Below are 26433 nucleotides of genomic sequence, written 5' to 3' on the forward strand. Positions count from 1 at the left end.
GGATTACTCCTTAACTGACGCAGCTATGGCTTTTTTAAGGATGGAAACTACCGTCTCTATCTGCTCCTCTGTAATAATGAGCGGTGGCAAGAACCGGAGGACAGCTCCGTGCCGACCTCCACATTCAAGGATTAAACCACGGTCAAAGCATGATTTTTGGATTCTGTTGGTCAGTTCCGGGTCCGCTGGATAACTACCGTTTAACACTGCGGTTCCGGATGGATCGACGATTTCCACACCAACCATCAGTCCGCGACCTCGCACATCCCCAAGTTGTGGATATAGCCTTTGCAGTTCTTTTAACGAATTTATAAGCTTTTCTCCCATTTTTTGTGCGTGTAATGAAAGGTTTTGTTCTTTTACATACTTAAGCGTTGCTGTCCCTGCCGCCATTGCCATCTGGTTGCCACGGAAGGTTCCAATATGAGCACCAGGCTCCCACGAATCAAGGTCACGGTCATAAACGACCACAGATAATGGAAGACTGCCTCCGATTGCTTTGGAAAGCACAAAAGCATCTGGAATGATCCCTGCATGTTCAAAGGAGAAAAGTTTTCCTGTTCGACCAATTCCTGTCTGCACTTCATCGATGATTAGCGGAATTCCGCGCTCCTTCGTAATCCGACGCATCTCCTGCAACCATTCGATAGAAGCTGGAATGGAACCCCCTTCCCCCTGGACGGTTTCAAAAATCATCGCAGCTGGGGGAAGAATGCCGCTTTCCGGGTCGTCCAACAACTGTTCAATGTAAACGGCATTGATCTCTGCACCTTTTCTTCCACCCTTTCCAAAAGGGCAACGATAATCGTAAGGGTACGGCAGGAAGTGAGTATCCGGTACTAAGCCTTGCACACGTTTTTTTGCTGCAAGGTTCCCACTGACCGACATCGTTCCATGCGTCGATCCGTGATATCCCCCTTGAAACGTGAGGATGCTCTGTCTTCCTGTCGCTGTTTTGGCAAGCTTCAATGCCGCTTCCACCGCATCGCCTCCGGTCGGACCGCAAAATTGAACCTTAGCTCGATCTCGGAAACCTTCCGGAAGACTGGCAAAGAGCTCATCAACAAATTGCTCTTTTACTTCTGTCGTAAGATCTAACGTATGTAACGGCAGACGGTCGTGAAGGACTTTTTCCATGGCTTCAATGACGACGGGGTGATTATGCCCTAAAGCAAGTGTGCCCGCACCTGCCAGACAATCAATGTATCGGTTCCCCTCAACATCTGTAATATAGACACCTTCCGCTTCTTGAATCGCTAACGGGAATCGGCGCGGATATGACCGTGCGTTTGATTCCCTTTGCTCCTGTTGATTCAATAATTCTTGATTGGTTTTTTTTATATTTACACTCATGTGATTCCACTCCTTTTCGGTTTTCAATGGCTCACCGTTATACTAGTTGATAATGATTATCAATGTCAACATTAATTGAAAACCATTATCAATGGTTACATATCCTTTAACCATTGATATAGAGGTATTTTCCTCTCTGGTATCGGCTAATAATTTTTCTGATAATTAGGAAATATGTCCTGAACGAAAGCATGCACTTTAGACTAAGCGCAACTATTCACTAGTATTTTCTTACCCTGAGAGATATTGACCATAAAAAAGTCCACCTCCGTTAACGAAGGTGGATCCTGTGCCATATATCCTATAATTCATTCTTCTGCTTTTGTTTTTCTTTCATTAAAGTTCCACAACACTGCCAAATTCTACAGAAACCTAAGTAAACAATTTCATAGAGTACCTGAATCGAAACAGCCCCTTTTATAAACAAAAGGCTGGACTATTTTCCTTTATAGCCCAACCTTTTATTACGCATTTTCATGCAATTTCCACTCATACACCATATGCTTCAAAAGCACGTTTCATTTCTTCCTTTGCTTCTCTTCATCTTCCCCGTGAATTTCTAACTTATAAAGGGCAGATGGTGATAATAAGGAAACACTTAATCCGAGAAAGCTCTTTACATCGATGGTTTTGCTTCCAGTATGAGGACTAAGTAAATCATTTATACCAGCTTACAACTCTAAAACCTATTCTATTTATGGTACGGTTCATTCCTAATGATTTTAAAAGCCCTGTATACCTGCTCGACTAGCATCAACCGCATCAACTGGTGGGGAAACGTCATGTTTGAAAATGACAAACCAAAATCACTTCGCTTCAGGACCTCATCACTCAATCCAAGTGAACCGCCGATCACAAACGCGACCTTACTCTTGCCATATGTCGCAAGCTCGTCTATTTTCTTAGCAAGTTTTTCAGAAGTGAGCTGTTTGCCTTCGATTTCTAGCGTGATGACATACGTGTCCTGTGAAACCTTTGAAAGGATGCGTTCCCCTTCTTTTTGTTTCACTTCCACCATTTGTGCTTCACTCAAATTTTCCGGTGCTTTTTCATCCGGGACTTCGACGACATCGACTTTAGCGTAAGGGCCGAGACGTTTCGTGTATTCCCCGATCCCCTGCTTCAAATATTTTTCTTTCAACTTTCCAACACTGATAATCGTAATTTTCATGCTGTATTCCTCCGTAACGCTTCATTTGTCTCTAGTGTACCACGAAAGTTATTTCCAAAATTAAACGTACCAGGTCATCCAAAATATGGATGACCTGGTACGTCAGTAAATGGTAATTACAGGATTCCGATAGTGTTCAATAAGATGACGAAAGCGACAGAGATGACAGGGATTAGGACGGCAACGACGAAGATGTCTTTGTAACTGTCTTTATGTGTCATGCCTGTGATTGCGAACAGTGTCAGTACCGCTCCGTTATGGGGCAGTGCGTCAAGGCCGCCGGAGGATAGGGAGGCGACTCTGTGGAATGCTTCCGGGCTGATGCCGGAGTTCATGGCGATTTCATAGTATTTGGATCCTAATGCTTCAAGGGCAATTCCCATACCGCCGGATGCGGAACCGGTTGCACCAGCAAGCACGTTGACGGCGATCGCTTCTGAGATCAACGGGTTTCCTTTGATGCCCATCAGCACTTCTGTCAAGTTCGCAAACCCTGGAACTTCACGGACAACGGTACCAAAGCCGACTGCTGCACTGGTATTGATAATGGCGATGACGGAACCGCTCGCTCCACTGTTCATTGAAGGAATGAATTTCTTGAACATTGTAACGTTCAAAAGCATGATCAGTACAATCCCTGAAATCAATGCAGTAACGATGTCCCAGTTTAAGAGATTCAAAGTTAGTAAAACGGTCAATAATGGCAAAAGCGATAGGAAAAAGTTCGGCGTTTCATCTGGTTGTTCGATTTCTTTTTTCTCTTTCGGTTCTGTGAACACTTCCCCTTGTGCGACAAGTTTCTTCTCCCGCCACCTGAGGTAAAAGTAACCGCCACCCGCCATCACGATAGCCGCGATGATTCCCATTACAGGTGCTGCAGCTGCAGAGGTCTGGAAATATTCCATCGGGATCAGGTTCTGGATTTGCGGCGAGCCTGGAAGGGCTGTCATTGTAAAGGTGAAAGCACCTAAGGCAACAGTTGCAGGAATCAGCTTTCGGCTAATGTTTGCTTCCCTGAACAAGGATAATGCTAAAGGATAAACAGCAAAAACAACGACAAACAAGCTCACACCACCATACGTCAGTACCGCTGCAGAGACGAGTACTCCTAAAATCGCGCGCTGGGTCCCAATCAATTTTGTCAGGGCAACAGCAACAGAACGGGCCATTCCTGTGTCCTCCATCAATTTTCCGAAAATGGCCCCGAGCATGAAGACAGGGAACCAGTCTTTGGCAAAGGCTACGAACCCGCCCATATATGTATCTTTATAGGCTTCAAGTAGATCGAGGCCGCCTGTGAGGGCGACGACACCAGCTGCGATGGGCGCCACCCAGATGATCGACCAGCCTAAATAGGCGAGGATCATCAATACGGCAAGTCCGAGAAAAATTCCAAGCATAGTTTTTCCTCCTTATTTTTTATTGAGCTTCAACGACCATAGCGATTCCTTGACCGCCGCCAATGCAAAGCGAGGCAACACCGTAGCGGTCCCCCCGACGTATCAACTCTTTTATCATCGTGTATAGTACACGCGTCCCACTAGCTCCGACCGGATGACCGAGCGCGATGGCTCCGCCGTTGACATTCACTTTGCCACGGTCGAGACCAAGCTCTTGTTCGACCGCCAAATATTGCGAGGCAAACGCTTCATTCACTTCGATGAGATCGATGTCCTCAAGCGTCAATTCAGCCTTTTCCAATGCCTGACGAATCGCCGGAGCTGGTCCGATGCCCATAAACTTTGGCTCGACGCCTGCTACAGACCAGGACAGTATTTTTGCCAGTGGCTTTGTCTTGTTACCGCTTACAAAATTTTCACTGGCTAAAATAACCGCACCTGCGCCATCATTGATGCCACTCGCATTCCCCCCTGTCACCGTTCCGCCTTTTTTAAAAGCCGGCTTCAGTTTAGCGAGTGTCTCTGGACTGGTCTCTTCCCGAATATGCTCATCTTGAGCGATGACTTTTGTTCCTTTTCTCGTCTGTATTTCCACGGGCGCGATTTCCTCTTCAAGCTTTCCGGTGCGGCGAGCTTCTGCAGCCAAATGATGACTGCGGGTGGCATATTCATCCTGGTGTTCTCTTGTAATTTCGTATTTTTCTGCAAGGTTTTCTCCTGTCACACCCATACCAGCACCGATGTACTCATCCGTCAAAGCAGCCCAGAGCATGTCGTCGACTTTTGGAGCCCCAAGCTTCGTACCAAAACGGCTGCCGCGTAATGCATAGGGTGCGAGGCTCATACTGTCGACACCCCCAGCGAGGGCAGTTTCTCCTTCGCCAAGCTGAATTGATTGAGCGGCAGAAACGACCGACTGCATCCCAGATCCACACAGGCGGTTGACCGCAAGAGCCGGGCTCGACATTGGAATGCCTGATTCTAATGAAATGTGCCGTGCTAAATATGGCGCGTTTTGAGAAGCATGAATGACATTCCCCATTACTGTCAGGTCAATATGATCTGCGGAAATGCCACTTCTTTTCAATGCTTCTTCGCTTGCTGTCACACCTAAATCAGTCGGGTTCACATCTTTCAAAACACCTCCGAATGTACCGAACGGTGTGCGGGCACCTTCTATAATATAAACTGGTTTCATAGGAACATCTCCTTTTATTTATTGAGTCGTGTAACCACCATCAATGACGACCGACTGGCCTGTGACCCCTCTTGCCTGGAAACTAGCGAGGAATAAAGTGTAGTCCGCAATTTCCTGGACAGACAGCAAACGTTTTTGTGGAACGAGTGGATAGATGACTTCTTCCAACGCTTTCTCCAGAGACACTCCACGGTTTTTTGCCAAATCCTCCAGCTGGTTGCGGACGAGCGGCGTATCAACGTACCCTGGACACACGGCGTTCACCGTAATTCCATCTTCCGCGCCTTCTAACGCGGTCACTTTCGTAAGACCGATCACACCGTGTTTCGCACTGTTGTAGGCAGACTTTCCGGCAAAACCGATCAATCCATTGATAGAGGCCATATTGATGATGCGTCCGAACCCCTGTTTTTTCATAATCGGAAACGCATGCTTTGTCGCCATGAACGGCGCGACGAGCATAACTTTCGTAATCAGTTCGAACTTTTCTGTAGGAAAATCTTCAATAGACGCGACGTGCTGCAGACCGGCATTATTGACGAGGACGTCCAAACGACCGAATTTCTCCACCGTTTCGTCAATCGCACGCTGGATCTGCTCTTCTTTCGTAACGTCACAAACAAGTCCGATCGTCTGCATCCCTTCTTCGCTCAGACGATCAGCTGCTTCTTTCACTTTTGCTGCATTAATGTCACTGAGGGCCACCTTTGCTCCGTTACGGGCAAACTCTGTACCAATCTCATAGCCGATCCCACTTGCCGCCCCTGTAATGAAAACCACCTTGTTTTCTACCATTACTCTTCCTCCTTATTCGCTCATTTGTAAAAGTTCTTCACTTACGATCAGTTCTGCTTCTGTTGATGCTTTTATTTCGTCTACCGTCCAGCCTTCTACGATTTCTATTAGCTTCAGTCCCTCTTCCGTTACGTCCAGGACCGCCCGATCTGTGATGATACGATCGACGACGCCTTTCCCTGTCAGTGGCAATTTGCATGCTTTTAAAATCTTTGCGTCCCCATGCTTATTAACGTGATCCATAATGATAACCACTTTTTTCGAGCCGTGGACGATATCCATCGCCCCGCCCATGCCTTTAATCATTTTCCCTGGGATCATCCAGTTGGCAAGATCACCATTTTCCGCTACTTCCATGCCGCCTAATATCGCAAGGTCGAGATGTTCCCCGCGAATCATTGCAAATGACTCGGCACTGTCACAGTAAGCAGCTCCGACTGATGCCGTCACTGTTTCTTTCCCTGCATTGATCAAATCCGGGTCGACTTCACCTTCGTACGGAGAACGCCCGATGCCTAAGAGTCCATTTTCTGATTGAAGTACCACTTCTTTTTCTGGCTGAATGTAGTTTGCGACCATTGTCGGCATCCCGATTCCAAGGTTGACGTAGTAACCGTTTTCAATTTCTTGTTCTGCTCGTTTGGCAATCATTTCGCGGATTACCACTTTGTCCTTTTGTACCGCCATTTTCATCTACCTCCTATTTAAGCTTCTGCTTTTACCGTATATCGTTCAATGCGCTTCTCCTGCTTGCCTTCGATTAATCCTTGCACGTAAATGCCCGGTGTATGAATCGCATCTGCTTCCAATTCCCCTGGTTCCACAAGTTCTTCGACTTCCGCAATCGTCATAGTTCCAGCAGCCGCCATCATCGGGTTAAAGTTACGGGCCGTTTTGTTGTACACGAGATTGCCGTGATGGTCACCTTTTCTGGCACGAACGAGACTGAAATCTGCCGCTAACCCCTCTTGTAAAAGGTATTCTTTTCCATTAAGGGTGCGCACTTCTTTGCCTTCTGCGATCGGAGTTCCGACGCCTGCTGGTGTGTAAAAAGCGGGAATTCCTGCTCCCCCTGCACGGATTTTCTCCGCAAGCGTTCCTTGAGGGGTCAGCTCAACCTCAAGTTCTCCTGCAAGCACCTGTCGTTCAAATTCTTTATTTTCTCCCACATACGAACCAACCATTTTATCAATCTGTTTATTTTTCAAAAGCAGCCCCAGGCCCCAATCGTCGACACCGCAATTATTAGAGATGATCGTTAAATTTTTCACTTTCGATTCGACGAGGGCAAGAATCAAGTTCTCCGGAATCCCAACGAGCCCAAACCCTCCTACCATTATTGTGGAATGATCTTTTATATCTTTCACAGCTTCATGAAATGATGAATAAATTTGTTTCATGAGTCTTCACGCTCCCTTCACCAATATAAAAGCAAGTTTCATGCCAATTCGACGGTGTTGATGGAATAAGGTTTGTGAACAATTTTCAAAAATGTTTTTACGGAATTCCGGAATGAGTATATTGCACCTAATGAAAACCCTTACATATAGGCAAAAAAAGAACCATTCCAAAAATTCGGAATGGTTTCTTGAAAATTGGAATGGTCAAAGGCTATATTTTTTCACTTTTTCATAAAGACTCGATTTGCCGATACCTAATTGTGTGGCAGCAGCACTTTTATCGCCATCTGTTTCTTTTAATGCCTTTTCAATCGCATGTTTTTCCGTTTGCTCTACGATTCTTTTCAAAGATGAGCCTTCTTCCACCACCTTTTTTTCTGGGGAGAGGTGGGGAGGAAGGTCTTCTACTACAATCGTCTCACTATCCGTCATGTGCACAGCGGATTCGATAACATTCTCGAGTTCCCTCACATTCCCCAGCCAATGATACTTTTGAAAGAGGGCTTTCACTGTGGGGGACAATTCACTCACTCGCTTGCCTGTACACTCATTCACTTTTTCCAAAAGGTACTTGGAAAGAATCTTAATATCATCCTTTCGATCCCGGAGAGGGGGAATGTCCATTTGAACCACATTGATGCGGTAAAATAAATCCTCACGAAATCGCTGTTCTTGAATCATCGCTTCGAGGGACTGGTTGGTTGCAGCGACGATTCGGACATCTACTTCTTGCGGATGATTTGCGCCAACCGCTTCTACCTCCCCTTCCTGAAGTGCACGCAGTATTTTCACTTGGGCCTGAAGCGGCATATCTCCGATTTCATCGAGGAAAAGTGTCCCACCATGAGCGAGCTGGAACTTTCCTGGCTTGCCGCCTTTTTTTGCACCGGTAAATGCCCCTTCTTGATAGCCGAATAACTCTGCTTCAATGAGATGTTCAGGAATAGCCGCACAGTTCACCTTGACGAATGGTTTGGTGCTGCGCTCACTCAAATGATGAATACTGTGTGCAAATAGTTCTTTTCCCGTACCACTCTCCCCGCGTAATAGTACGGACACATTACTATGAGCAGTTTTACGGATTTTTTCTTTCAGCTGTAAAACATCGGGGGAACTCGTAATAATATCATGCAAGGAATATTTCGCACCGTTCTGTTGTTGCATTTGATTTCGGTATGTTTCAAGCTCAAGTAGAAGGTCTTTAATATGAGAATTCATGATTTTCCATTCATCTGTATCTCTGAACAGGACCATACCAAGAGCACCGATCAGCTCGCCATTTTCCCATAACGGGATGCGATGGGCGACCATATAGTCACCGCGGATTTGTTGAAGATCAGCCATCTCTTCTTTTCCAGAATCGACAACATGGTGCATACGCGTATTCTCAATCACCTCTGTCACATGCAAACCTGTAACCAGCTCGAGATCCACCTCAAGAAAATGGCAATAACTTTCATTCATATAGGAGATATTCCCATCACAATCCACGACCACAATACAATGCTCCACATTTCCGAATAATGTCTCTAACACATTATTCCGATATCCTTCTAGCATCGAAAGCATTGACCCACACTCCTATTCTCTTCCTGTTTAATATGGCAGCGTTTTCATAACCGGTTACTAAAAGTCTATCAGATACTGCCGCCACATACTAGACAGAATTCGACTTCAACACCCAAAAAATACCGTACCAGGTCATCCAAAATATGGATGACCTGGTACGGTAAATAATGTAAGTGAATTTCATTCATTCTTCTTTAACTTCTACGCCTTCGTAGTTTTCGAGCATGTGAATCCGTTCCATCATGGTCGGGTGACCATAACGCAGGAACTTTACGAGTGCCGGTGGATGGACGTCACTTAAGCCGTTCACTGTCAGCTCCTGAAAAGACCCGATTGCTGCTTCTGGGTCCTGGGTCATTTCAATTGCGTATTGATCAGCATCTTTTTCTGCATTCCTGGAAACCGCTAATTCTATCGGACTAGATAAGAAAGAAAGCATGGTCAAAATCAAAAAAAACATCGGCAAACTAGCAATATCCGAAACCTTCGTGAATCCGAGTCTCTCTCCCCATCGTCGTGTGGCATAACGTAAGAGGTGGGAGGTGAAGTATAAACCAAAGAATGTTGCAAAAATGGCACCTGCCAGGTTCCAGTACAGATGGTTCATCACATAATGACCGATTTCATGAGCCATGATGAACAATACTTCATTCTCTCCTAGCCGGTTCAATGTCGTGTCCCATAGAACAATCCGTAAGTTCGAACCGATCCCGTTGACGTACGCATTCATGCTGTTTGTCTTTTCCGACATGTTCACTTCATATACGCGATCTGCCGGCACTTCCGCTTCATCAGCCATGGAGAGGATCTTTTCTTCCAGCTGTTTATTCTGCAGTTCGCTGAAGTCATTATATAGTGGGTCAATAACAACCGGTTGTAAATACATCATGAAAAACAGGAATGGAATCATGAGCATCCATGCAATCAACCACCATCGTTTTTCGAACTTTTTCATAAGAAAATACAAGACTGTGATGAGAACAGCCATTATGATATAGCCGATCCAAAACCCGATCAGTTCATCCCTCATCCAACTGGAAAAGCTTTGCGTTGTAATACCATATTCTACCGATAACCACCGTCTAGCATAATCGAGAGGGAATAAAAGGATGGTTGTCAATGTTTGAAGCAGCAAAACGAACAAAGGAATCTGAATGATCCTAAAGCGTGAGATTTGCTTACCAAAGTTTTTGAAGATGACAGACGCTCCAAAGATCATCACCCCTAAATAGATGATCCATTCCAGCGGTTCTCCAAGAAATGATAGGAAGTTCTGGTACCTCGAATATTCCTGGCTCAGCTGTAACTCTCGTTCAGTCATAAAAGTCGTAGGATCAGCAGCCGTACCTTCATAAGCCGGAGGTACACCTATATCCGTCCATTGAAAAAAATAAAGGCCTAACAACAGACCATAAATCACATACAAACCAAGCGTCCAGGTGATGAACCGTCTCTTCACTTCTCCACCTCCGAATTAATAGGACTCGTACCATTGTACGAGCATTCATCAGGACCTAGAACTTCTGCCTCTTTTAATCTTTCCTTACAAGATGCATTGTTTCACATGGAACATTCTTTAATCCTTTGCCCAAAAATGCCGGTTTTAATTCGATATCCTCAAGTACGTCGATAGGAATCCACTGATAGATTAGGCGCTCTCCTTCCAGACCTTCAAAAGATCCATCTTTGAAAAGTGAATCCCTTGTATTTAATAAATAGTAGAAAGCCACCTCATGCATGGCATCTCCACGATGTTTAAAAAAAGTTTCCGCAATCCACACAGTACGCACCACTTCGACGTCATAGCCAAGCTCCTCTTTCATCTCTCTCACTACCGTTTCTTCAGAGGCCTCTCCCAGTTCAATCCCACCACCCGGGAGTGCCCAAAAGGAGTCATCTACTTGTCTATGTAGTAATACATGTCCTTTCTCTATCATGATTGCGGCCGCCCGGTAATTGAACCGCTGACCACCGACCTTAAACCTTACGTCTCTCGCCATTCCATCCCCTCCCTAAAAACCTCATACCATATAAATTACTACAGCATAAAACCAAACTCCTGCATCTACCAAATATTGTTGTACCAGGTCATCCAAATATTGGATGACCTGGTACAACAGAAAATGGAAATGACTTAATTTGTGAAATATTGAACAAAAGGATTGCTTTTCCGTACTTACCGTTTTATAATAAAGATATATTCAATATGTGAAGTATTTCACATAAACTCTCAAGGGGGATTAACCATGAAAATTGCTGTAATCGGAAGTACACACGCAGGTACTGCTGCGGTTATTAACATGACGAAACTTTATCCAGAAGCAGAAATTACGGTTTATGAACGAAATGACAATATCTCTTTCCTTTCTTGTGGCCTTGCGTTGTATGTCGGAGGTGTCGTGAATGACCCTGAAGGACTTTTCTATTCTTCTCCGGAAGAATTGCAAAAACTTGGTGTGAAAATGAAGATGCAGCATGACGTGGAAGAGATCGATACCGTAAGAAAAAGCATTCAGGCTACTAATCTAGTTACTGGTGAAAAAGTTAAAGACACTTATGATAAATTAGTCATGACCACAGGTTCGTGGCCGGTCACACCACCAATTGAGGGTATTGAACTCGATAACATTCTGCTTGCAAAAAACTATCACCAGGCGAATACGATTATCGAACGATCTAAAAATGCTCAAAAAGTAACCGTTGTTGGTGCTGGATATATTGGGGTCGAACTCGTCGAAGCTTTTGAAAAAGCAGGCAAAGAAGTGACCCTCATCGACGGAGCGGATCGTATTTTGAACAAATACTTGGACGAAGAGTTTACGACAATTGTAGAACAAGACTTTGAGTCTCGTGGCATCAAGCTTGCGATGAATGAGACTGTCCAACGTTTTGAAGGACACAACGGAACCGTTCAAACCGTCTCAACGAACAATGGAACGTACGAAACGGATCTTGTCATTCTCTGTGTCGGTTTCCGACCGAATACTGGTCTACTCAAAGGAAAAGTGGATATGCTTGATAATGGGGCCATCAAAGTCGATGCCTATATGCAAACAAGCAATCTGGACATCTTTGCTGCCGGTGACTGCTGTGCGGTTCCGTACAATCCTACAGGTGGACATATGTACATTCCACTTGCGACAAACGCCGTCCGCATGGGAACACTTGCAGCCCGCAACTTGATTGAACCAACAATAAAACATGTAGGAACTCAAGGGACATCCGGGTTACACATGTATGATTGGAACATGGCTTCTACCGGACTGACAGAAACATCTGCTCAACTTTTAAATATAAATGTGAAAAATTTCACAATAGAGGATACACATCGTCCTGCGTTCATGCCAACAGCAGAAAATGTAAAACTGAAAGTGACCATTAATCCTTATAGTCGCCGGATTCTAGGTGCACAGGTTATTTCAAAAGCAGATGTTACGCAATCGATCAACACGATGAGTGTCTGCATCCAGACTGGAATGACGATTGATGAATTAGCATTCACAGATTTCTTCTTCCAGCCGCACTTCAACCAGCCTTGGAACTTCTTGAATAAAGCAGGGTTAGAAGCACAATCCAATGACCCAAAACCAATGCCCCAACTAGTATAATTAAAGGGACCCCCAAAGCATTTAATAGCTTTGGGGGTTTTTAATCTTTACGTTTTTGTTTTTCTTTTTCCGTACTTTTTCGTTTTTCTCAAATGTCGGCTTAGTTCATCCAGCGGTATTCCATCAACAAAACGGTCCTTATGGAACAAGTCAGCGAAGCTCTCCTCATCGACGAACAGATGTCTCCTGATCTTTTGGTTCGCTCTAATCTCCGCCATGAAAGCCACCTCCAGAGGTTTATTGTCCTTTCCTTACCCCTTTCCACTGAATGAAAGCCCTTGTTGAAAAAGTTTATTCTATATACATCCGTTTTAGAACGCGAACCTTGCTAGGACTCGGTCGATGACGGTATCGATGTCTTTTTCACTCACATCATAATTCGTTACAAAACGCACCGTCGTCGGCCCGAACGGTACTGCTAGAATACCATCCCGCTTTATTTCTTCTAAAAAAGTTTCCGCTGTTTCGTCAATACCGTCTACATGGACAAGAACGATGTTCGTTTCTACTTTTTCAATCGTTAATCCCTGGACCACCTGAAGGCCATTGGCAAGTTTACGTGCGTGATCATGATCGACTTTCAACCGGTCAACCATTGTCGTGAGTGCCACGTAAGCTGGAGCAGCAACCATGCCGACCTGTCTCATACCACCGCCCAGCCGTTTCCTCCATTTACGCGCCTTTTGAATAAATTCATAGGATCCTGCAATGATGGAACCAATTGGTGCTCCGAGCCCTTTAGACAAACATACTTGCACCGTATCCGTCTGATCTGCATAGCGCTGCAAAGAAATGCCGGAAGCTACAGAAGCATTAAACAGACGAGCCCCATCCAAATGAACCGGAACCCCAGCTTCTCTTGCTATCCCGTAAATCTCTTGCATATTTTCAAGCGGAACTACGACACCACCAGCTTTATTATGGGTGTTCTCAAGACAAATCAAGCTTGTTTCGGGAAAATGAATGTCGTCCGGGCGGATTGCTGCTTTTACCTCTTCCGGATTCATCACACCCCGCTCGCCCTGGATAGTCCGTGGTTGCACACCAGCAAGAGCAGACATCGACGCTCCCTCGTAGAGAAAAAGGTGGGCGTTTGCGTCAAGCAAAACTTCATCCCCAGGGTTGCAGTGAGTCAATACCGCAATTTGGTTTCCCTGGGTACCACTCGTCACAAACAAGGCCGCTTCTTTCCCGAGCATTTCAGCCGCTTTATCTTCAAGCTTCTTAACGGTTGGATCCTCTTCATATACATCATCTCCGACCTCTGCTTCCAATGCTGCCTGCCGCATGGCCATCGTCGGTTTTGTCACCGTATCACTTCGTAAATCAATCATATGTATGCCTCCTCTTTTATTCTATTGTACGGAAACGGCGATAGACTTGGAAAGCATTTGCACCATTTGCCGAGATTCTAAATAATCATGCCGGTTTCTAAAATAATGAGGTCGAAAATGTAAATATTGTTGTGGAATTCCTGATTACACCTGTCGAATACTAAAACAACAATGTCGAATTCCTAACTAATGCAAAACTTCTTGTCTAAAAACGCTTGCACATGCGATACTCTTTTTTATGGTCAAATGATAAAGAAAGAAAGGATCTTACCATTGGAACAATTAACAAATGTTTTCATAGAAATAAACAGCTTTTTATGGGGACCTGTCATGCTGATCTTTTTACTGGGGACAGGAGTCTGGCTTACCTTCCAGCTTCGCTTCATTCAAGTACGCTCTTTAGGAAGAGGATTCAAGCTGACATTTGCCCCCTTATTCAAAAAAGAGAAAACAGAAGGCATCCACTCCTTCAAAGCTCTGGCCACTTCCATTTCTGCTCAAGTTGGTACTGGTAACCTTGCCGGTGTCGCTACAGCTATTGCCGCCGGTGGTCCAGGGGCGATTTTCTGGATGTGGATCAGTTCCTTCTTTGGAATGGCAACCATATTTGCAGAAGCCGTCCTCGCACAACTTTATAAAGTGAAAAAAGGTGATGAAGTACACGGAGGTCCCGCTTATTATATCCGTGACGGACTTGGCAGCAAGTGGTTAGCCGGTTTCTTCTCCATCGCTATTATTTTGGCGCTTGGCTTTGTCGGGAATATGGTGCAATCAAACGCGATCACAACTGCAATGAACGAAACCATAGGCTCATCGTCGATGGCACTGAACTTAGGAATAGGCGGGGTAATTGCGTTCTTTATCGGACTCATTCTTTTCGGCGGTATAGGCCGTATTTCCACTTTTGCCGGTAATGTTGTCCCAATTATGGCGCTTCTTTATATCATCGGGAGTCTCATCATCATGTTCAACTACTGGGAACAAGTATTGCCTACCTTCCAATTGATTATACAAGCTGCCATTAGTCCAGAAGCAGCGGGAGGAGGTGTGCTCGGTGCTACGATTAAAGAAGCGATCCGTTATGGAATTGCGCGTGGACTATTTTCCAACGAAGCTGGTATGGGGTCGACCCCTCATGCCCACGCCATTGCCAATGTCAAACGGCCTTCTCACCAGGGGCTTGTCGCAATGGTGGGTGTTTTCATTGATACGGTTGTCATCTGCACGTTGACTGCGATGGTCATTCTCCTTACAGATGCACACCAAGCCGGTCTTCAGGGAAGTGCCATCACCCAGGAAGGATTTGCGCGTGGTTTAGGGGATTTCGGCATTCCATTCATCGCGATATGCCTGCTATTTTTTGCTTTCACCACCATCCTCGGCTGGGCATACTTCGGGGAAGTGAATGTGAAGTTCTTGTTCGGGGAAAAAGGTGTTCCCTTCTACCGCGGTATCGTATTATTATTTATCGTTTTGGGCTCCCTTGTCCAGGTGGATTTCGTCTGGGAAATGGCGGACACATTCAATGCATTGATGGTCGTTCCTAACTTGGTCGCCATTCTTGCTTTAACAAAAATGATAAAATCGACCTGGAGGCAGGATGAACTTCTTTAATAAGAGTTTTGAACCTATCTTTTTGTCACTATTCAAACGCATGAAATCAAGATTATCCAATCTGATTTCATGCGTTTTTTCATCTATAAAGTGTTTTGTTCATATAAAACTTTAAATCCATTAAAAAATAGGGCATGACTGTTCAACTAGCATATTCGCAATCAGAGAGTGAACTTTGTTACTAACAATATTTCGAAAGAATGGAACTCTCGAAAGACGTTAGAATTAGACAAAATTTGATCGATAATCTATAACAATACCCACAAAAAAGATGTTTATATTTATGCACATGTGGAAAAAGACCACTAACGATATTAGTTACCCACATTTGTCCACAGACTTATGCACAAAACTTGTTAATTTTCTGATATTCACAGCTGTCCCCGAAATATAAACAGGTTATCAACAGAAATTATCCACATATTCACAACTCATAATTCTATATGGTGGCGAACATATTTTCTGCTACCATATATGACACTTATCCAGAAAAGTATTCACACCCTGTGGATAACAAAGGGAAGAATAATGAGGGATTATATCGAATTTTGACATATAAAAGGAGTATCCACTTAGGATACTCCTTTTTCCATCGGCTATTCTTGTGAACCAAGCGTCACTGTCGTACTATTCTTCTCTCCATCACGGTAATAAGTGATTTCCATATCTTCTCCTGCATCTTTTTCATTATAAAGATATTTGCGTAATTCAATGATATTACTGACAGATTCCCCATCCAATGCTGTAATGACATCCAACGGCTCTAAACCTGCTTTTGCTGCTGGAGACATTTGGCGAATACTTCGGATATACAATCCGCCTTCTACATCTTGAGGGAGATTCAATGTGTTGCTCCATTCCGATGTTGGGACTTCATTTAAACCATAAGCTTCAATTCCGATGTATGGACGATTCACTTGCCCAAACTGTTCGAGTTCCTCAATGATCGGCTTCGCTGAATCAATCGGAATAGCAAAACCAATGCCTTCAACTGCTGATTGGGCAATCTTCATAGAGTTGATACCAATCAATTGTCCGTCAATGTTGATGAGAGCTCCGCCACTATTTCCAGGGTTGATAGCTGCGTCCGTTTGAATCACCTCTGCTTGCCAATCCTCTAATCCATCCCCATTAAAATCCTGCGGAATCGCTCGTTCTTTACCACTGATGATCCCTTGGGTGACCGATCCTGCAAAACTCAATCCTAATGGGTTCCCAATGGCAATAGCTGGTTCGCCTACTTTCAAGTTTTCAGAAGTACCAAGCTCGATCACATGCTCAACTTGGTCTGCCGGCATTTTCAGTACAGCCAAATCTGTAAATAAATCACTGCCGACTAATTTAGCTTTTACCCTCGTATCATCTGATAGAACAACTTCAATTTCATTTGCCCCTTCGATGACGTGATGGTTCGTAACAACAAAAGCTGTTCCGTCTTCTTTCTTATAAATAACTCCAGATCCGACGCCGCTTTGTTGTGCAGAATCGTTATTATCTTGCCAAAAGTTCTCTTGTGTCTGAAGGTTGACAACTCCAACGACAGAAGGTGTCACTTTGTCAACGACATCTGTAATTTGTGTTTTTACATCAAGCTCTACATTCTTCGTTGTATTTCCTGTCAGACTTTGATCATCTTGAACGAGTCCGCTCTCGTCCTCCGGAATGGTCATATCATAAGGTAGCAATTCCGTTTGGACTAATGCGGGTAAAGCCAACAACACCAGGACGGCTCCCAACACAACCCCGACAATGGTCGGCATGACCCATCGCTTCCGTTGATGGCTTTGTTGGCGAGTCGGTGAATGATCATCATAATAGCCCAAGCCTCTTCACCTTACCTTTCTTTCGTTCCTATATTTCTAAGGTATTGTTCCTTATTCTTTACTAATTAAAACCTTTTAAACCTCAAAGATCGGTGTAGCTTCTTGAGGGTCGGTATCATGTAATTCGACCCGTGTGCCTATCTCAAAACCACGCTCTTGCAAGACATTTTTAACTGACATATGAGCAAGATCTTTCATATTGTTATCAAGACTCAAGTGAGCAAGATAAACCCGTTTTGTCTGATCTGTAATCAAATCGGTAAGCGCAAGAGCACAATCTTCATTAGACACGTGTCCAGAATCACCAAGAATTCTCCGCTTTACGTTCCAAGGATAACGCCCCATCCGCAGCATACTCACATCATGATTCGATTCAAAAATATAAGCATCCGCCCCTTCAACGGTCTTCTTTATCCGCTCGGAAACATAACCTAGGTCTGTAACGAGGGCCACTTTCCTGCCATCTTGATGAAATGTATAAAACATCGGATCTGCCGCATCATGGGAGACAGCGAAGGATTCCACATCCAACCCACCAAACGTCATTGTTTCTTCCATGGAAAAGTGAAATTTTTGATCAAGGGATATCTTCCCTATTTTATCTTCCATCGCATTCCATGTTTTTTCATTCGCATAAATCGGTAATTGGTATCGACGTGCCATGATTCCAAGTCCCTTAATATGGTCGCTGTGTTCATGTGTAACTAAAATACGTGACAATGTCTGAGGGTCAATTCCTACTTGATCGAGGAGGCCCTCCATCTTTTTGCCACTTAAGCCCGCATCCACCAATATTCTCTCTTCCCCAGATTCAATATAGAATGCGTTTCCTGTACTTCCTGAAGCAAGTACACTAAATCGTAAGGTCATTCCATACACTCCAATTAATTTGTTTCATATTTCACTTCTTCTTAAAAGATGTTTGCTCGGGCATAGGGTTTTCGAAATCATACGTCCGCTTAATGTCTGAAATGAACGAAGCTTCGTCTATATTTTCGATGACTGTTCCGTACAGGGCATATACGAAATGATTCCGTTCGCCGTTCACGGTTACTTTCCAGGTCGATGTGAACACTTGAGATCCATTTTCTTCTCCTGGGGCCAGATCGAAACTGGTGTGATAGCCGATATCCATGGATGTCACTTCGTCTCCCGGCTGAATATACCCATTTTCCAGTAGCGTCCGGATCGCATTCAATGGTTCAAGATTGACATCCGACTGATTAAATTCATTCATGGAAGACTCTTCATCAGAAAAAGACAATAGAGACGCTACATAGCCTGTAATTTCACTATCTTCTATATTAACAAGCAACAATCCACCTTTATTGAAGTAAACCGTTTGGTTGTCAACCGCTTGAAAGAACATGGCTGCCCCCTCGTCTTCATTCCAACCCCAATAGGAGTATTGAGAGGAGAATGGGATGAGAGAATCCACTTCATCCTGCAGCGTGTCCTCAGTCACTTCTATAGGTTCCTCGAGAGTAACTTTCACTACCTGACGATCCTCATCCAATTCAATTTGCTGGTTACTATCATCTATTTCTTCAATTTGACTCATAATTTCTTCTGAAAACGCACTATTACTTTTAGAAACGATTTCTGAAGCTTCAGGAAGGTTATCAGGGATAGCATCCTCTGCCACCGTAATATCATTTTCCTGAAGATCTGTTTCCACACTTTCAGCAACAGTTGATATTTGCCCTAACTCATCCTCTGCCTGTTTGGACAGAAATTGTTGCAAGAGGAATAGGTCGAGAATCAGGAAGCTGAGAATAAACAATAATTTAATTTGACCCCACTGCATCTTCTCCGCCTCCTCGCTTAAGATATCTCTTCATTCTGGGATTGTTCCTCTGAATAAACTTTCATCCATCCTGCATTCGTCTTTATATACCATTCAGGAATCAGACTAAAAACCAGGTTGTTTCTTTGCTCTTCCAAAGTGTACATGATCTCCAAATCAAGAATGGTACGATTGTCTAAGTCATTCTTTTCTTGTAGGTCCTCTAAAACCTGCTCTCCTGATTTTAATGTTGCTTTTCGCTCACTTGTAATCGAACTGAACTTAACGAGTGGACGTTTATACTCCTGAATTTGCCCTTGCTGATATCTCATCATGATTGTAGCTAACATACTTGTCTCGCTATTTTCCATGACAGGTAAATCTCCGAAGTACATTTGGTATTGGACTTGATTCCAACCGGTGAGTACAGAAGATAGTCGGTAATCATTTGTCCATCCCAGGTGGCTATTAATGTCCTGCATACTTTGATTCAGCATATCGTATACTTGTAAATCATCTTGGTTGGCAGCGTTAGGAATGGTTAACTCATATTCCATACGTTTATCAAATTGCGTCAATTGTTGCTTGAACGTTTTCGTTACCCGTTCCCCACCGCTTGCTGTGTATGAAGTAACTGCCGTATTGGAAGGGAACAGATCATTTTGCAATGGTCTTACATCCAAGGAATCTGTTTGCAGGACATATTCTGGAATCCTTGACGTTTGTTTCGGTAAGTATATATTTGCAAAACCTTCATTCGATCCTTCTTCATTTGCGATTGTATCCCTTACTCTGATCAATTCTTTTAATTCCTCTTTATCATCCAATTCTCTAAACGCATTCTCTCCGGCTGATGTACTTATATCGGCCTTAAGAGAAAACCTATTTTCACTAGAATCACTATCTACAAACCATAAACTAAAAGTGGAGGATACTGACCCACCATTTTGCTGAACGACAAAGATACGGTCGAAACTAGCTTGAATACCTTCCAATCCTTCTTCATTATTCAGTACAAATAAATCTTGAATCGTCTGAATAGGAATTTCAGCAGGAAACACGATTTCGACAGCATGATGATGATTATCCAAATTAATAGAACCTGGACTAGTGTCTATATTTGTCACATTCCATTGCTGTATTTGTTGTTGATAAAAATCTTTATTATCAATACTTTCGGCATGTGTATAATAAGCGTCCCCGTCATGAAACACAATCTCTTCCGGGATGATCAGTTCACTAAGTGTCCGCTCACTCCCTAATTCATCCAGCTGGGTATTGCCAATGAGCACATTATCATCAATCGTATCGTTCACCGGCTGATAATTCCACAGAGCTACAGTCAATACAAGACTAAAAGCGATGAGAATCACTAAGATGATAGATTTCATTGTTTCTCTATTCATGACTGATTCCTCCGCTTCTGATTCATGAGCGGCAGGGTGAAGTGAACCGTTGTTCCTTTGCCTTCGCGGCTTTCCGCCCATATTTTCCCGTGATGTGCTTCTATCATTTCCCGGGCAATAGCTAAACCTAGTCCAGTTCCACCCATTTCTCTCGCACGTGATTTATCCACACGATAGAAGCGATCGAAGATTTTATCGACTGTATCTGCCGGCATGCCAATGCCTTCATCCGTTATACTCACACGCAGTTGTTTTTTCGTTGAATGAGCGTCAAAGCGAATACTTCCACCCTCTGGCGAATATTTAATCGCATTGGAAATCACATTATCCAGTACTTGAGTGATTTTATCCTTATCCATCCATACGTACATGTTCTTATTCGTCATGTTCCGGACAAAGTCCACCTTTTCGTCCTTATTCATTTCAAAACGATCGATGACCTGATGGAAGAAACCGATAAATTCGACGCGATCTTTAATAAGACTTGTCTCTTTATGATCCATTTTGGTCAACTGAAGGAGGTCGTTTACTAAACGAATCATCCGGTCTGTTTCATTTTGTGTGACATCCAAGAACCTCGGAGCGATATCCGGATCTTGCCACGCTCCGTCATTCAAGGCTTCGATATAGCTTCGCATCGTCGTTAACGGTGTGCGAAGCTCGTGAGATACGTTAGAGACGAACTCTCTTCTTTCCTTTTCAACACGCTGCTGTTCCGTAACATCACTGATAACCGATATGAATCCGTTCATTTCATGATATTCATCCTCCACCACTGAGAAGTTCGCTTTCAGCAGTAAGTGGGCCTCTTCACTACTCAAATCAATAATCATGGAACCTGCTTCTTCCACTTCTGAAATATCTTCTAATTGATCACTCAAATCGAGAACGTCTACTAAAGACTGTCCCTGCACCTCTTCGAAGGTCTGGCCGATCAATTTAGATGCAGGTGCATTCATGAGTGTAATCGCCCCCAACCTGTCTGTAGCAATGACACCATCTGACATGTTGGAAAGAACAGAACTTAGCTTCCGCCTCTCCCCTTCCGTTGTGGCTTGAGAAAGCTTAAGCTTGTCATTCAAATCGTTAAAGGTATGAGCTAGCTGTCCAAGCTCATCATTACCCTGGACATCTACCTTTTGTGAAAAGTCTCCCGTCGCCATAATTTGAGCCTGCTTCTTCATCTCCGTTAACGGTTTTGTAATTGTTCTCGCCACCAGGATACCGAGCAAAGCTGTAACCGTTATGGCTAAGACCGTCCCTTTGGCAAAAATACTATTGATTTCTTCTAATTGTTCATAAATACTACCCATATAAAATTCATAATAAAGAGCACCGACAATCTCATCCCCGGCTTCATTCGTAATTGGCGTTGTACCGACATAAAGCCTGCTATTCGACTCACTGTCTTGCATTTCGACAGGTTCGGTAGGGTCCTCAAATAAAAATACACGGGTGATTTTCTGGTCGGTCACCTTTTTACCGACGAGGGATTGATCATCCCCTGTGCTGATGGCCGCTAATACATTCGGCTTATCATCCACGACCATCATTTTCCGGATTTCACGGTTATTACCGAACTCACTGATCAAGCCTTGCAAGTCTGTGCTTAATGGAGCGGCCCCCTCTTCCCGTTCGGTATTGAAGGCATTTTGCAAACTGTATGTTAAGGAACTCAACTGACCATCAATGGAAACTTTAAAGTTATCCTTCAATTGTGTTTCCAGACGGTCAACAAAATAGGCTCCAATCACTTGGATGCCTAATAAAAGTAATAAAATGTAAACTACAATCAATTTCAGCCTGACAGACTGAAAAAAGCCCACCTTTTTCATAAAGGCTTACTCCTGCTCTGGGTTTCTCAAATAGTAACCCACTCCACGACGTGTAACGATCCACATCGGGTTACTCGGATTCTCTTCTATCTTTTCACGAAGGCGGCGGACGGTAACATCGACCGTACGTACATCCCCGTAATAATCGTAGCCCCATACTGTTTCCAGGAGATGTTCACGAGTCATCACCTGTCCAATGTGACGAGCAAGATAATGTAGTAATTCAAACTCACGGTGGGTCAGTTCAATATGCTTGCCATCACGTGTCACCGTATAAGCATCCGGGTGGATTGCAAGACGTCCAATTTCAATATCTTTCGTCTGCTGAGCATTATCTTCTGGGTCTTGTTGCTGGCGGCGTAAATTCGCTTTCACACGTGCAATCAATTCACGATTGCTGAACGGCTTCGTCACATAGTCATCCGCTCCCATTTCAAGTCCCAATACTTTATCGATTTCCGCGTCTTTAGCCGTCAGCATAATGATCGGCATGTTGTGTCGTTTCCTTACTTCACGACAAACTTCATTACCATCCTTATTCGGCAACATAATATCTAGCAATATCAATTCCGGATCTTCTTCATCCGCTTTCGCAATCGCCTCGTCACCGTCATATGCACAGACGACATCATAACCTTCTTTTTCTAAATTGAATTTCAATATATCTGCAATCGGTTTTTCGTCATCTACCACTAAAATTTTCTGTGCCATATTCCGTCACATCCTTTTCTTCGACTTCTTTTTCTTTACCTCATTTTAACTCATTTCTATCTAAATGTCTTATTCTACCTCGAAGCTCTTCCGGAAATCAGCCGTTACACCTACTCAAAATTTTAGCATGGTCTTATAATGGAGCAAACACTCAGGATATACTGGGTATCATAAGCCAAACATTTAAATGGAAGTCGTGATTTCCTCTTCCGTGAGGCGGACGACTTAAGAGAGGAGTCGCTTGGATTCGAGAGGACGCTATACAGGATATTTTACCCATAGCTCGTTAATTTATCTTTCCCTAAGCGCTATGCTCATTCTCGAAAAGTGTGCCAAAAACATGGCTTATTATAAAAAGAAAAACCGCCATTTATTGAATCATAGCGGTTAACATCATTATTGTGAAACATGTGATAGCGGGTTTTCTAACGATCCGTTTTTGTGGATTTCAAAGTGAAGGTGAATGCCGGTGGATCTCCCCGTAGTTCCCATCACTCCAATTTTTTCTCCTCTTTGGATTACTTGACCCTCTTTTACACTTATGGAAGACATATGAGCATATATCGTCTCATAACCATTTCCATGATCAATGACTACTTTATTTCCGAAACTTTTTCTCATTCCCGCTTCTATTACTTTACCGTTATCAGAAGCTTTAATCGTCTTATCTGAAACACCTGCGATATCAATTCCTTTATGATACCGGCCCCATCGTTCTCCTTGCTTACTTGTAATGGTTCCTCCTACGGCAGGCCATATAAAGTCGCCACTACCTTTAGAAGGGGCTGGTTTTGTTCCTTTTAAAACCACTTTCGTTACCGGCTCTTTAACGACCTTTTCCTGTAAGATTTCTTCCTTCTCTTCTTTGCTGTTTCGAAAACTCCTCTCCACGAGAAGTTCCTTTTTACCCTCAGCACCTTTTTGTTTTACTTTCGTTTCTCCCTCATAAAGTTCGTCCGTCTTTTTTATTTCTACTTTATGCTCGATTGTTTTTTCTTTACGTTCCCGTTCTGTAACAAGAACATCAAGAAGGGGTTCTTGTGGAGTCTTAAGAGAGGCCACCATTCTCCCTCCTTTAGTGGAAGAAGGGGCATAGCCATCCCCCTTTTTAATTTTCGAGACAGCTTGTTTAACCGTATGGACCTGGGAAGGGGATACTTTTTGATCATCAAAAGTGACTGCTTCCGATAACCGGACCTCTGTAACCCTGGATTCTCCGACAGGGACCTCTTCCGTTTGTTCAGCCCCCTGTTCTTCAAGCACCTCCGTGTCTACATGCTGCTCTTTAACTTTTTCAATGACTTCTTCTGCCTTTTCCTTACTTGGTAAATGGGCAACCGCTTGTCCATTGACTTGGAGGCGTACCACATCAACAGCCAAACTCATCTCTTCATCCAGTTCCTTCAATACCTTTGGTTCTTCATCTTTTACAGATAGTACCTTTTGTTCTTCGAATGTAAGATTTTCTCTGAGGGATAAATCCCAATCTTCGTGTTTCTGTTCTGCATCCTCTACATGTTCCTCTACATACGTCTCTATCTTTTCTTTATTTTCTACGGTCCCTATTTGGTTTCCGTCCATATAAACGTGATATACCGTCGGCAGTGAACTTTCCGCATAGGCAGTTCCTACGCCGATACCGACGACAGCAATGGTTGTGAGAGCTATTTTCTTCCACATGGTAGATCCTCCTGAAGCAATTATCTCCGTTGATTATCTATTTTCTCTAAACTAATCTACCATAGCAGTAATTTATATAAAATATTTTTTGTGAATTGTAAAGAATATATAATTTTCTTACCAAAATTACGAAAAGTTTTATATATTTTCTTATAAATTAAAACACTGCCAAAATAACAACATTCCACCAAAAAACACCCTATCCTGACAGACCTTATTCTCAATAAAAATCTCGATATCCGTCTTCAGGAATACGGCATTATAGTTGAGGGGTCAAAAAAAGCTTACGGTAATTTACCGTAAGCTTTTGAGTAGTGGCTCGGGACGGAATCGAACCGCCGACACACGGATTTTCAGTCCGTTGCTCTACCGACTGAGCTACCGAGCCATGTATTTATTTCCATTCATTCGACTTAATTAATTCTTAATCCCACCATGTTACGTGTTTTTTCGACTACCGCGAGTGGTATAATTAAAGTGGCGGTCCGGACGGGACTCGAACCCGCGACCTCCTGCGTGACAGGCAGGCATTCTAACCAACTGAACTACCGGACCAATGAATGTCGTTCACTGCAACGATACTTATCGTACCACATGGAAAATAGGGAAGCAATAGAATTTTCATAGAAAGTAAGATTTACTTAAACATTCTCGTCTTATTATCATTCCTTAAGGAAAGGAGGATATTTTTTGAAAAGAATTTTCCGTTATACTTTTTTCGCCCTTATATTATTGATTGTTATCATTATTGGATTTCTAAAAATCAATCCACCACTTGCGCACGGATCTATTGGAACAACAGAAGATAAACATACGGTCATCGTTGCCCTGGGAAACAAGAGCTTACTCGGCAGTATCCATATCACAGATGTTTCCATCAATAATAATCAATCCACACCGAATGCAAAAATTCAAGTCAGTGACTCTGAAAAAGGATTTATGCTGACAGATACTTACGCTCTCGCCGATGACACATATGGAATGTACGACTATGAAACCTTTTCTCTGGATCCTGATACCTCTCCCATGATTACTAAAGCAATAGCATCAACTGTGGAGAAATCACCAACAACCATTTATGGTCTAAGTATTACCGAAGATACCTCGATCGATAGTATCAACTTGACGTATCGGTACTTCGGCCTTGTCTTCTTTACTACGATAAAAGTATAAAGACGCGCCTCCTAAAGGCACGTCTTTATACTTTTCGGTGAAGCATTTGATTCAGAAGAATACTGGGTTCAGATTCGTCGATGATAAGATTGCGGTTTTCTTTTTGTACAAAACCCGCTCTAATAGAATGCTCTACCAGTTGTACGAGGGGAGTATAGTAGTCTGAAATATTGTAAAGGGCTAGCGGTTTTGTATGAATTCCTATTTGAGCCCAGCTCACCGTTTCGAAAAGCTCTTCGAAAGTACCGAATCCCCCTGGCAAAGCGATAAACCCATCGGAGAGTTCACTCATTTTTGCTTTCCGTTCATGCATCGTCTTCACTTCAATTAAATGAGTGAGACGAGAGTGGACGATTTCCCTTTCAAATAACCCAGTGGGCATGACTCCCGTTACTTTCCCACCATGGTTTAACACCGCATCTGCCACTACACCCATCAGGCCACTCTTAGCACCTCCATAAACAAGTTCGATTCCTTTTTCAGCAAATGTTTTTCCAAGTTCTCTCGTTTTCTCAGTGAATATTGGGTCATTCCCTGTACTGGAACCGGCAAAAACACAAATTCGTTTCACGTGAAA

The 26433-nt window shown here is 43.5% G+C and carries 23 protein-coding genes and 2 tRNA genes; 3 read left to right on the forward strand and 22 right to left on the reverse strand.

Features of this window, described 5'->3' with window-relative positions:
* Positions 1 to 3: 3 nt before the first annotated feature.
* The 10 genes from BMZ58_RS13180 to BMZ58_RS13225 form a co-directional block, all read right to left on the reverse strand.
* Positions 4 to 1380, reverse strand: a complete 1377-nt coding sequence (locus tag BMZ58_RS13180) for an aspartate aminotransferase family protein (RefSeq protein WP_279626136.1) — start codon at positions 1378 to 1380, stop codon at positions 4 to 6.
* A 664-nt stretch (positions 1381 to 2044) separates the two neighbouring features.
* Positions 2045 to 2524: a 23S rRNA (pseudouridine(1915)-N(3))-methyltransferase RlmH gene (gene rlmH / locus BMZ58_RS13185; RefSeq protein WP_075037028.1), complete on the reverse strand. Its 480-nt coding sequence runs from the start codon at positions 2522 to 2524 to the stop codon at positions 2045 to 2047.
* A gap of 116 nt (positions 2525 to 2640) precedes the next feature.
* Positions 2641 to 3924, reverse strand: coding sequence for a GntP family permease (locus BMZ58_RS13190; RefSeq protein WP_075037029.1), 1284 nt, complete (start codon positions 3922 to 3924; stop codon positions 2641 to 2643).
* A gap of 19 nt (positions 3925 to 3943) precedes the next feature.
* On the reverse strand, positions 3944 to 5122 hold the full coding sequence (locus BMZ58_RS13195; RefSeq protein ID WP_075037030.1) for a thiolase family protein: 1179 nt from the start codon (positions 5120 to 5122) through the stop codon (positions 3944 to 3946).
* Positions 5123 to 5140: 18 nt separating this feature from the next.
* Positions 5141 to 5917, reverse strand: a complete 777-nt coding sequence (locus BMZ58_RS13200) for a 3-hydroxybutyrate dehydrogenase (RefSeq protein WP_075037031.1) — start codon at positions 5915 to 5917, stop codon at positions 5141 to 5143.
* A gap of 12 nt (positions 5918 to 5929) precedes the next feature.
* Positions 5930 to 6604 carry a 3-oxoacid CoA-transferase subunit B gene (locus tag BMZ58_RS13205; protein WP_075037032.1) on the reverse strand — a complete coding sequence of 225 codons (675 nt, stop codon included), beginning with the start codon at positions 6602 to 6604 and terminating at the stop codon, positions 5930 to 5932.
* A 17-nt stretch (positions 6605 to 6621) separates the two neighbouring features.
* Entirely contained in the window at positions 6622 to 7317 is a 696-nt protein-coding gene (locus BMZ58_RS13210; RefSeq protein WP_075037033.1) for a CoA transferase subunit A, read from the reverse strand.
* Between the two features lie 204 nt (positions 7318 to 7521).
* A complete protein-coding gene (locus BMZ58_RS13215) occupies positions 7522 to 8886 on the reverse strand; it encodes a sigma-54 interaction domain-containing protein (protein ID WP_075037034.1) in 1365 nt (454 codons plus the stop codon).
* Between the two features lie 184 nt (positions 8887 to 9070).
* Entirely contained in the window at positions 9071 to 10345 is a 1275-nt protein-coding gene (locus BMZ58_RS13220; RefSeq protein WP_075037035.1) for a M48 family metallopeptidase, read from the reverse strand.
* Between the two features lie 73 nt (positions 10346 to 10418).
* Positions 10419 to 10886, reverse strand: coding sequence for an NUDIX hydrolase (locus BMZ58_RS13225; RefSeq protein WP_075037036.1), 468 nt, complete (start codon positions 10884 to 10886; stop codon positions 10419 to 10421).
* Positions 10887 to 11132: 246 nt separating this feature from the next.
* Between BMZ58_RS13225 and BMZ58_RS13230 the strand changes: the two genes are divergently transcribed.
* A complete protein-coding gene (locus BMZ58_RS13230; protein WP_075037037.1) occupies positions 11133 to 12494 on the forward strand; it encodes an FAD-dependent oxidoreductase in 1362 nt (453 codons plus the stop codon).
* A 47-nt stretch (positions 12495 to 12541) separates the two neighbouring features.
* On the opposite strand, the gene BMZ58_RS21175 is transcribed toward BMZ58_RS13230, so the two are convergent.
* Both BMZ58_RS21175 and ltaE read right to left on the reverse strand, forming a co-directional pair.
* On the reverse strand, positions 12542 to 12712 hold the full coding sequence (locus BMZ58_RS21175; protein ID WP_167360082.1) for a hypothetical protein: 171 nt from the start codon (positions 12710 to 12712) through the stop codon (positions 12542 to 12544).
* A 93-nt stretch (positions 12713 to 12805) separates the two neighbouring features.
* A complete protein-coding gene (gene ltaE / locus BMZ58_RS13235) occupies positions 12806 to 13828 on the reverse strand; it encodes a low-specificity L-threonine aldolase (protein WP_075037038.1) in 1023 nt (340 codons plus the stop codon).
* 246 nt (positions 13829 to 14074) lie between these two features.
* Between ltaE and BMZ58_RS13240 the strand changes: the two genes are divergently transcribed.
* On the forward strand, positions 14075 to 15442 hold the full coding sequence (locus BMZ58_RS13240; protein WP_075037155.1) for an alanine/glycine:cation symporter family protein: 1368 nt from the start codon (positions 14075 to 14077) through the stop codon (positions 15440 to 15442).
* 596 nt (positions 15443 to 16038) lie between these two features.
* Here the strand turns inward: BMZ58_RS13240 and BMZ58_RS13245 are convergent.
* From BMZ58_RS13245 to BMZ58_RS13285, 9 genes are all read right to left on the reverse strand, one after another.
* Positions 16039 to 17265, reverse strand: coding sequence for a S1C family serine protease (locus tag BMZ58_RS13245; RefSeq protein WP_075037039.1), 1227 nt, complete (start codon positions 17263 to 17265; stop codon positions 16039 to 16041).
* A 75-nt stretch (positions 17266 to 17340) separates the two neighbouring features.
* Positions 17341 to 18135: an MBL fold metallo-hydrolase gene (locus BMZ58_RS13250; protein WP_075037040.1), complete on the reverse strand. Its 795-nt coding sequence runs from the start codon at positions 18133 to 18135 to the stop codon at positions 17341 to 17343.
* Positions 18136 to 18166: 31 nt separating this feature from the next.
* On the reverse strand, positions 18167 to 19072 hold the full coding sequence (gene yycI / locus BMZ58_RS13255; protein ID WP_075037041.1) for a two-component system regulatory protein YycI: 906 nt from the start codon (positions 19070 to 19072) through the stop codon (positions 18167 to 18169).
* A 17-nt stretch (positions 19073 to 19089) separates the two neighbouring features.
* A complete protein-coding gene (locus tag BMZ58_RS13260; protein WP_075037042.1) occupies positions 19090 to 20457 on the reverse strand; it encodes a YycH family regulatory protein in 1368 nt (455 codons plus the stop codon).
* Entirely contained in the window at positions 20454 to 22292 is a 1839-nt protein-coding gene (walK, locus tag BMZ58_RS13265) for a cell wall metabolism sensor histidine kinase WalK (RefSeq protein WP_075037043.1), read from the reverse strand. Before walK ends, BMZ58_RS13260 begins: the two co-directional genes overlap by 4 nt.
* Positions 22293 to 22298: 6 nt before the next feature.
* Positions 22299 to 23003 carry a response regulator YycF gene (gene yycF, locus BMZ58_RS13270; protein WP_075037044.1) on the reverse strand — a complete coding sequence of 235 codons (705 nt, stop codon included), beginning with the start codon at positions 23001 to 23003 and terminating at the stop codon, positions 22299 to 22301.
* A 396-nt stretch (positions 23004 to 23399) separates the two neighbouring features.
* On the reverse strand, positions 23400 to 24683 hold the full coding sequence (locus BMZ58_RS13275) for a peptidoglycan DD-metalloendopeptidase family protein (protein ID WP_075037045.1): 1284 nt from the start codon (positions 24681 to 24683) through the stop codon (positions 23400 to 23402).
* Positions 24684 to 24998: 315 nt separating this feature from the next.
* Positions 24999 to 25071 (reverse strand) — tRNA-Phe (locus BMZ58_RS13280).
* Positions 25072 to 25161: 90 nt separating this feature from the next.
* A tRNA-Asp gene (locus BMZ58_RS13285) sits at positions 25162 to 25238 on the reverse strand.
* A gap of 135 nt (positions 25239 to 25373) precedes the next feature.
* Between BMZ58_RS13285 and BMZ58_RS13290 the strand changes: the two genes are divergently transcribed.
* Positions 25374 to 25856, forward strand: a complete 483-nt coding sequence (locus BMZ58_RS13290) for a hypothetical protein (protein ID WP_075037046.1) — start codon at positions 25374 to 25376, stop codon at positions 25854 to 25856.
* A gap of 25 nt (positions 25857 to 25881) precedes the next feature.
* Here BMZ58_RS13290 and BMZ58_RS13295 read toward each other — a convergent pair whose 3' ends face one another.
* Positions 25882 to 26427 (reverse strand): LOG family protein, encoded by a 546-nt coding sequence (locus tag BMZ58_RS13295; protein WP_075037047.1) that lies wholly within the window; start codon positions 26425 to 26427, stop codon positions 25882 to 25884.
* Positions 26428 to 26433 lie beyond the last annotated feature (6 nt).

The sequence above is a fragment of the Halobacillus dabanensis genome, assembly GCF_900114165.1.
Lineage (GTDB): Bacteria > Bacillota > Bacilli > Bacillales > Halobacillaceae > Halobacillus > Halobacillus dabanensis.

Excerpts from the sequence above, each read along its gene's own strand:
- rlmH (WP_075037028.1), bottom strand. The coding sequence starts at position 2,524 with ATGAAAATTACGATTATCAGTGTTGGAAAGTTGAAAGAAAAATATTTG.
- BMZ58_RS13190 (WP_075037029.1), bottom strand. The coding sequence starts at position 3,924 with ATGCTTGGAATTTTTCTCGGACTTGCCGTATTGATGATCCTCGCCTAT.
- BMZ58_RS13195 (WP_075037030.1), bottom strand. The coding sequence starts at position 5,122 with ATGAAACCAGTTTATATTATAGAAGGTGCCCGCACACCGTTCGGTACA.
- BMZ58_RS13200 (WP_075037031.1), bottom strand. The coding sequence starts at position 5,917 with ATGGTAGAAAACAAGGTGGTTTTCATTACAGGGGCGGCAAGTGGGATC.
- BMZ58_RS13205 (WP_075037032.1), bottom strand. The coding sequence starts at position 6,604 with ATGGCGGTACAAAAGGACAAAGTGGTAATCCGCGAAATGATTGCCAAA.
- BMZ58_RS13210 (WP_075037033.1), bottom strand. The coding sequence starts at position 7,317 with ATGAAACAAATTTATTCATCATTTCATGAAGCTGTGAAAGATATAAAA.
- BMZ58_RS13215 (WP_075037034.1), bottom strand. The coding sequence starts at position 8,886 with ATGCTTTCGATGCTAGAAGGATATCGGAATAATGTGTTAGAGACATTA.
- BMZ58_RS13225 (WP_075037036.1), bottom strand. The coding sequence starts at position 10,886 with ATGGCGAGAGACGTAAGGTTTAAGGTCGGTGGTCAGCGGTTCAATTAC.
- BMZ58_RS13230 (WP_075037037.1), top strand. The coding sequence starts at position 11,133 with ATGAAAATTGCTGTAATCGGAAGTACACACGCAGGTACTGCTGCGGTT.
- BMZ58_RS21175 (WP_167360082.1), bottom strand. The coding sequence starts at position 12,712 with ATGGCGGAGATTAGAGCGAACCAAAAGATCAGGAGACATCTGTTCGTC.
- ltaE (WP_075037038.1), bottom strand. The coding sequence starts at position 13,828 with ATGATTGATTTACGAAGTGATACGGTGACAAAACCGACGATGGCCATG.
- BMZ58_RS13240 (WP_075037155.1), top strand. The coding sequence starts at position 14,075 with ATGATAAAGAAAGAAAGGATCTTACCATTGGAACAATTAACAAATGTT.
- BMZ58_RS13250 (WP_075037040.1), bottom strand. The coding sequence starts at position 18,135 with ATGACCTTACGATTTAGTGTACTTGCTTCAGGAAGTACAGGAAACGCA.
- yycI (WP_075037041.1), bottom strand. The coding sequence starts at position 19,072 with ATGCAGTGGGGTCAAATTAAATTATTGTTTATTCTCAGCTTCCTGATT.
- BMZ58_RS13260 (WP_075037042.1), bottom strand. The coding sequence starts at position 20,457 with ATGAATAGAGAAACAATGAAATCTATCATCTTAGTGATTCTCATCGCT.
- walK (WP_075037043.1), bottom strand. The coding sequence starts at position 22,292 with ATGAAAAAGGTGGGCTTTTTTCAGTCTGTCAGGCTGAAATTGATTGTA.
- yycF (WP_075037044.1), bottom strand. The coding sequence starts at position 23,003 with ATGGCACAGAAAATTTTAGTGGTAGATGACGAAAAACCGATTGCAGAT.
- BMZ58_RS13275 (WP_075037045.1), bottom strand. The coding sequence starts at position 24,683 with ATGTGGAAGAAAATAGCTCTCACAACCATTGCTGTCGTCGGTATCGGC.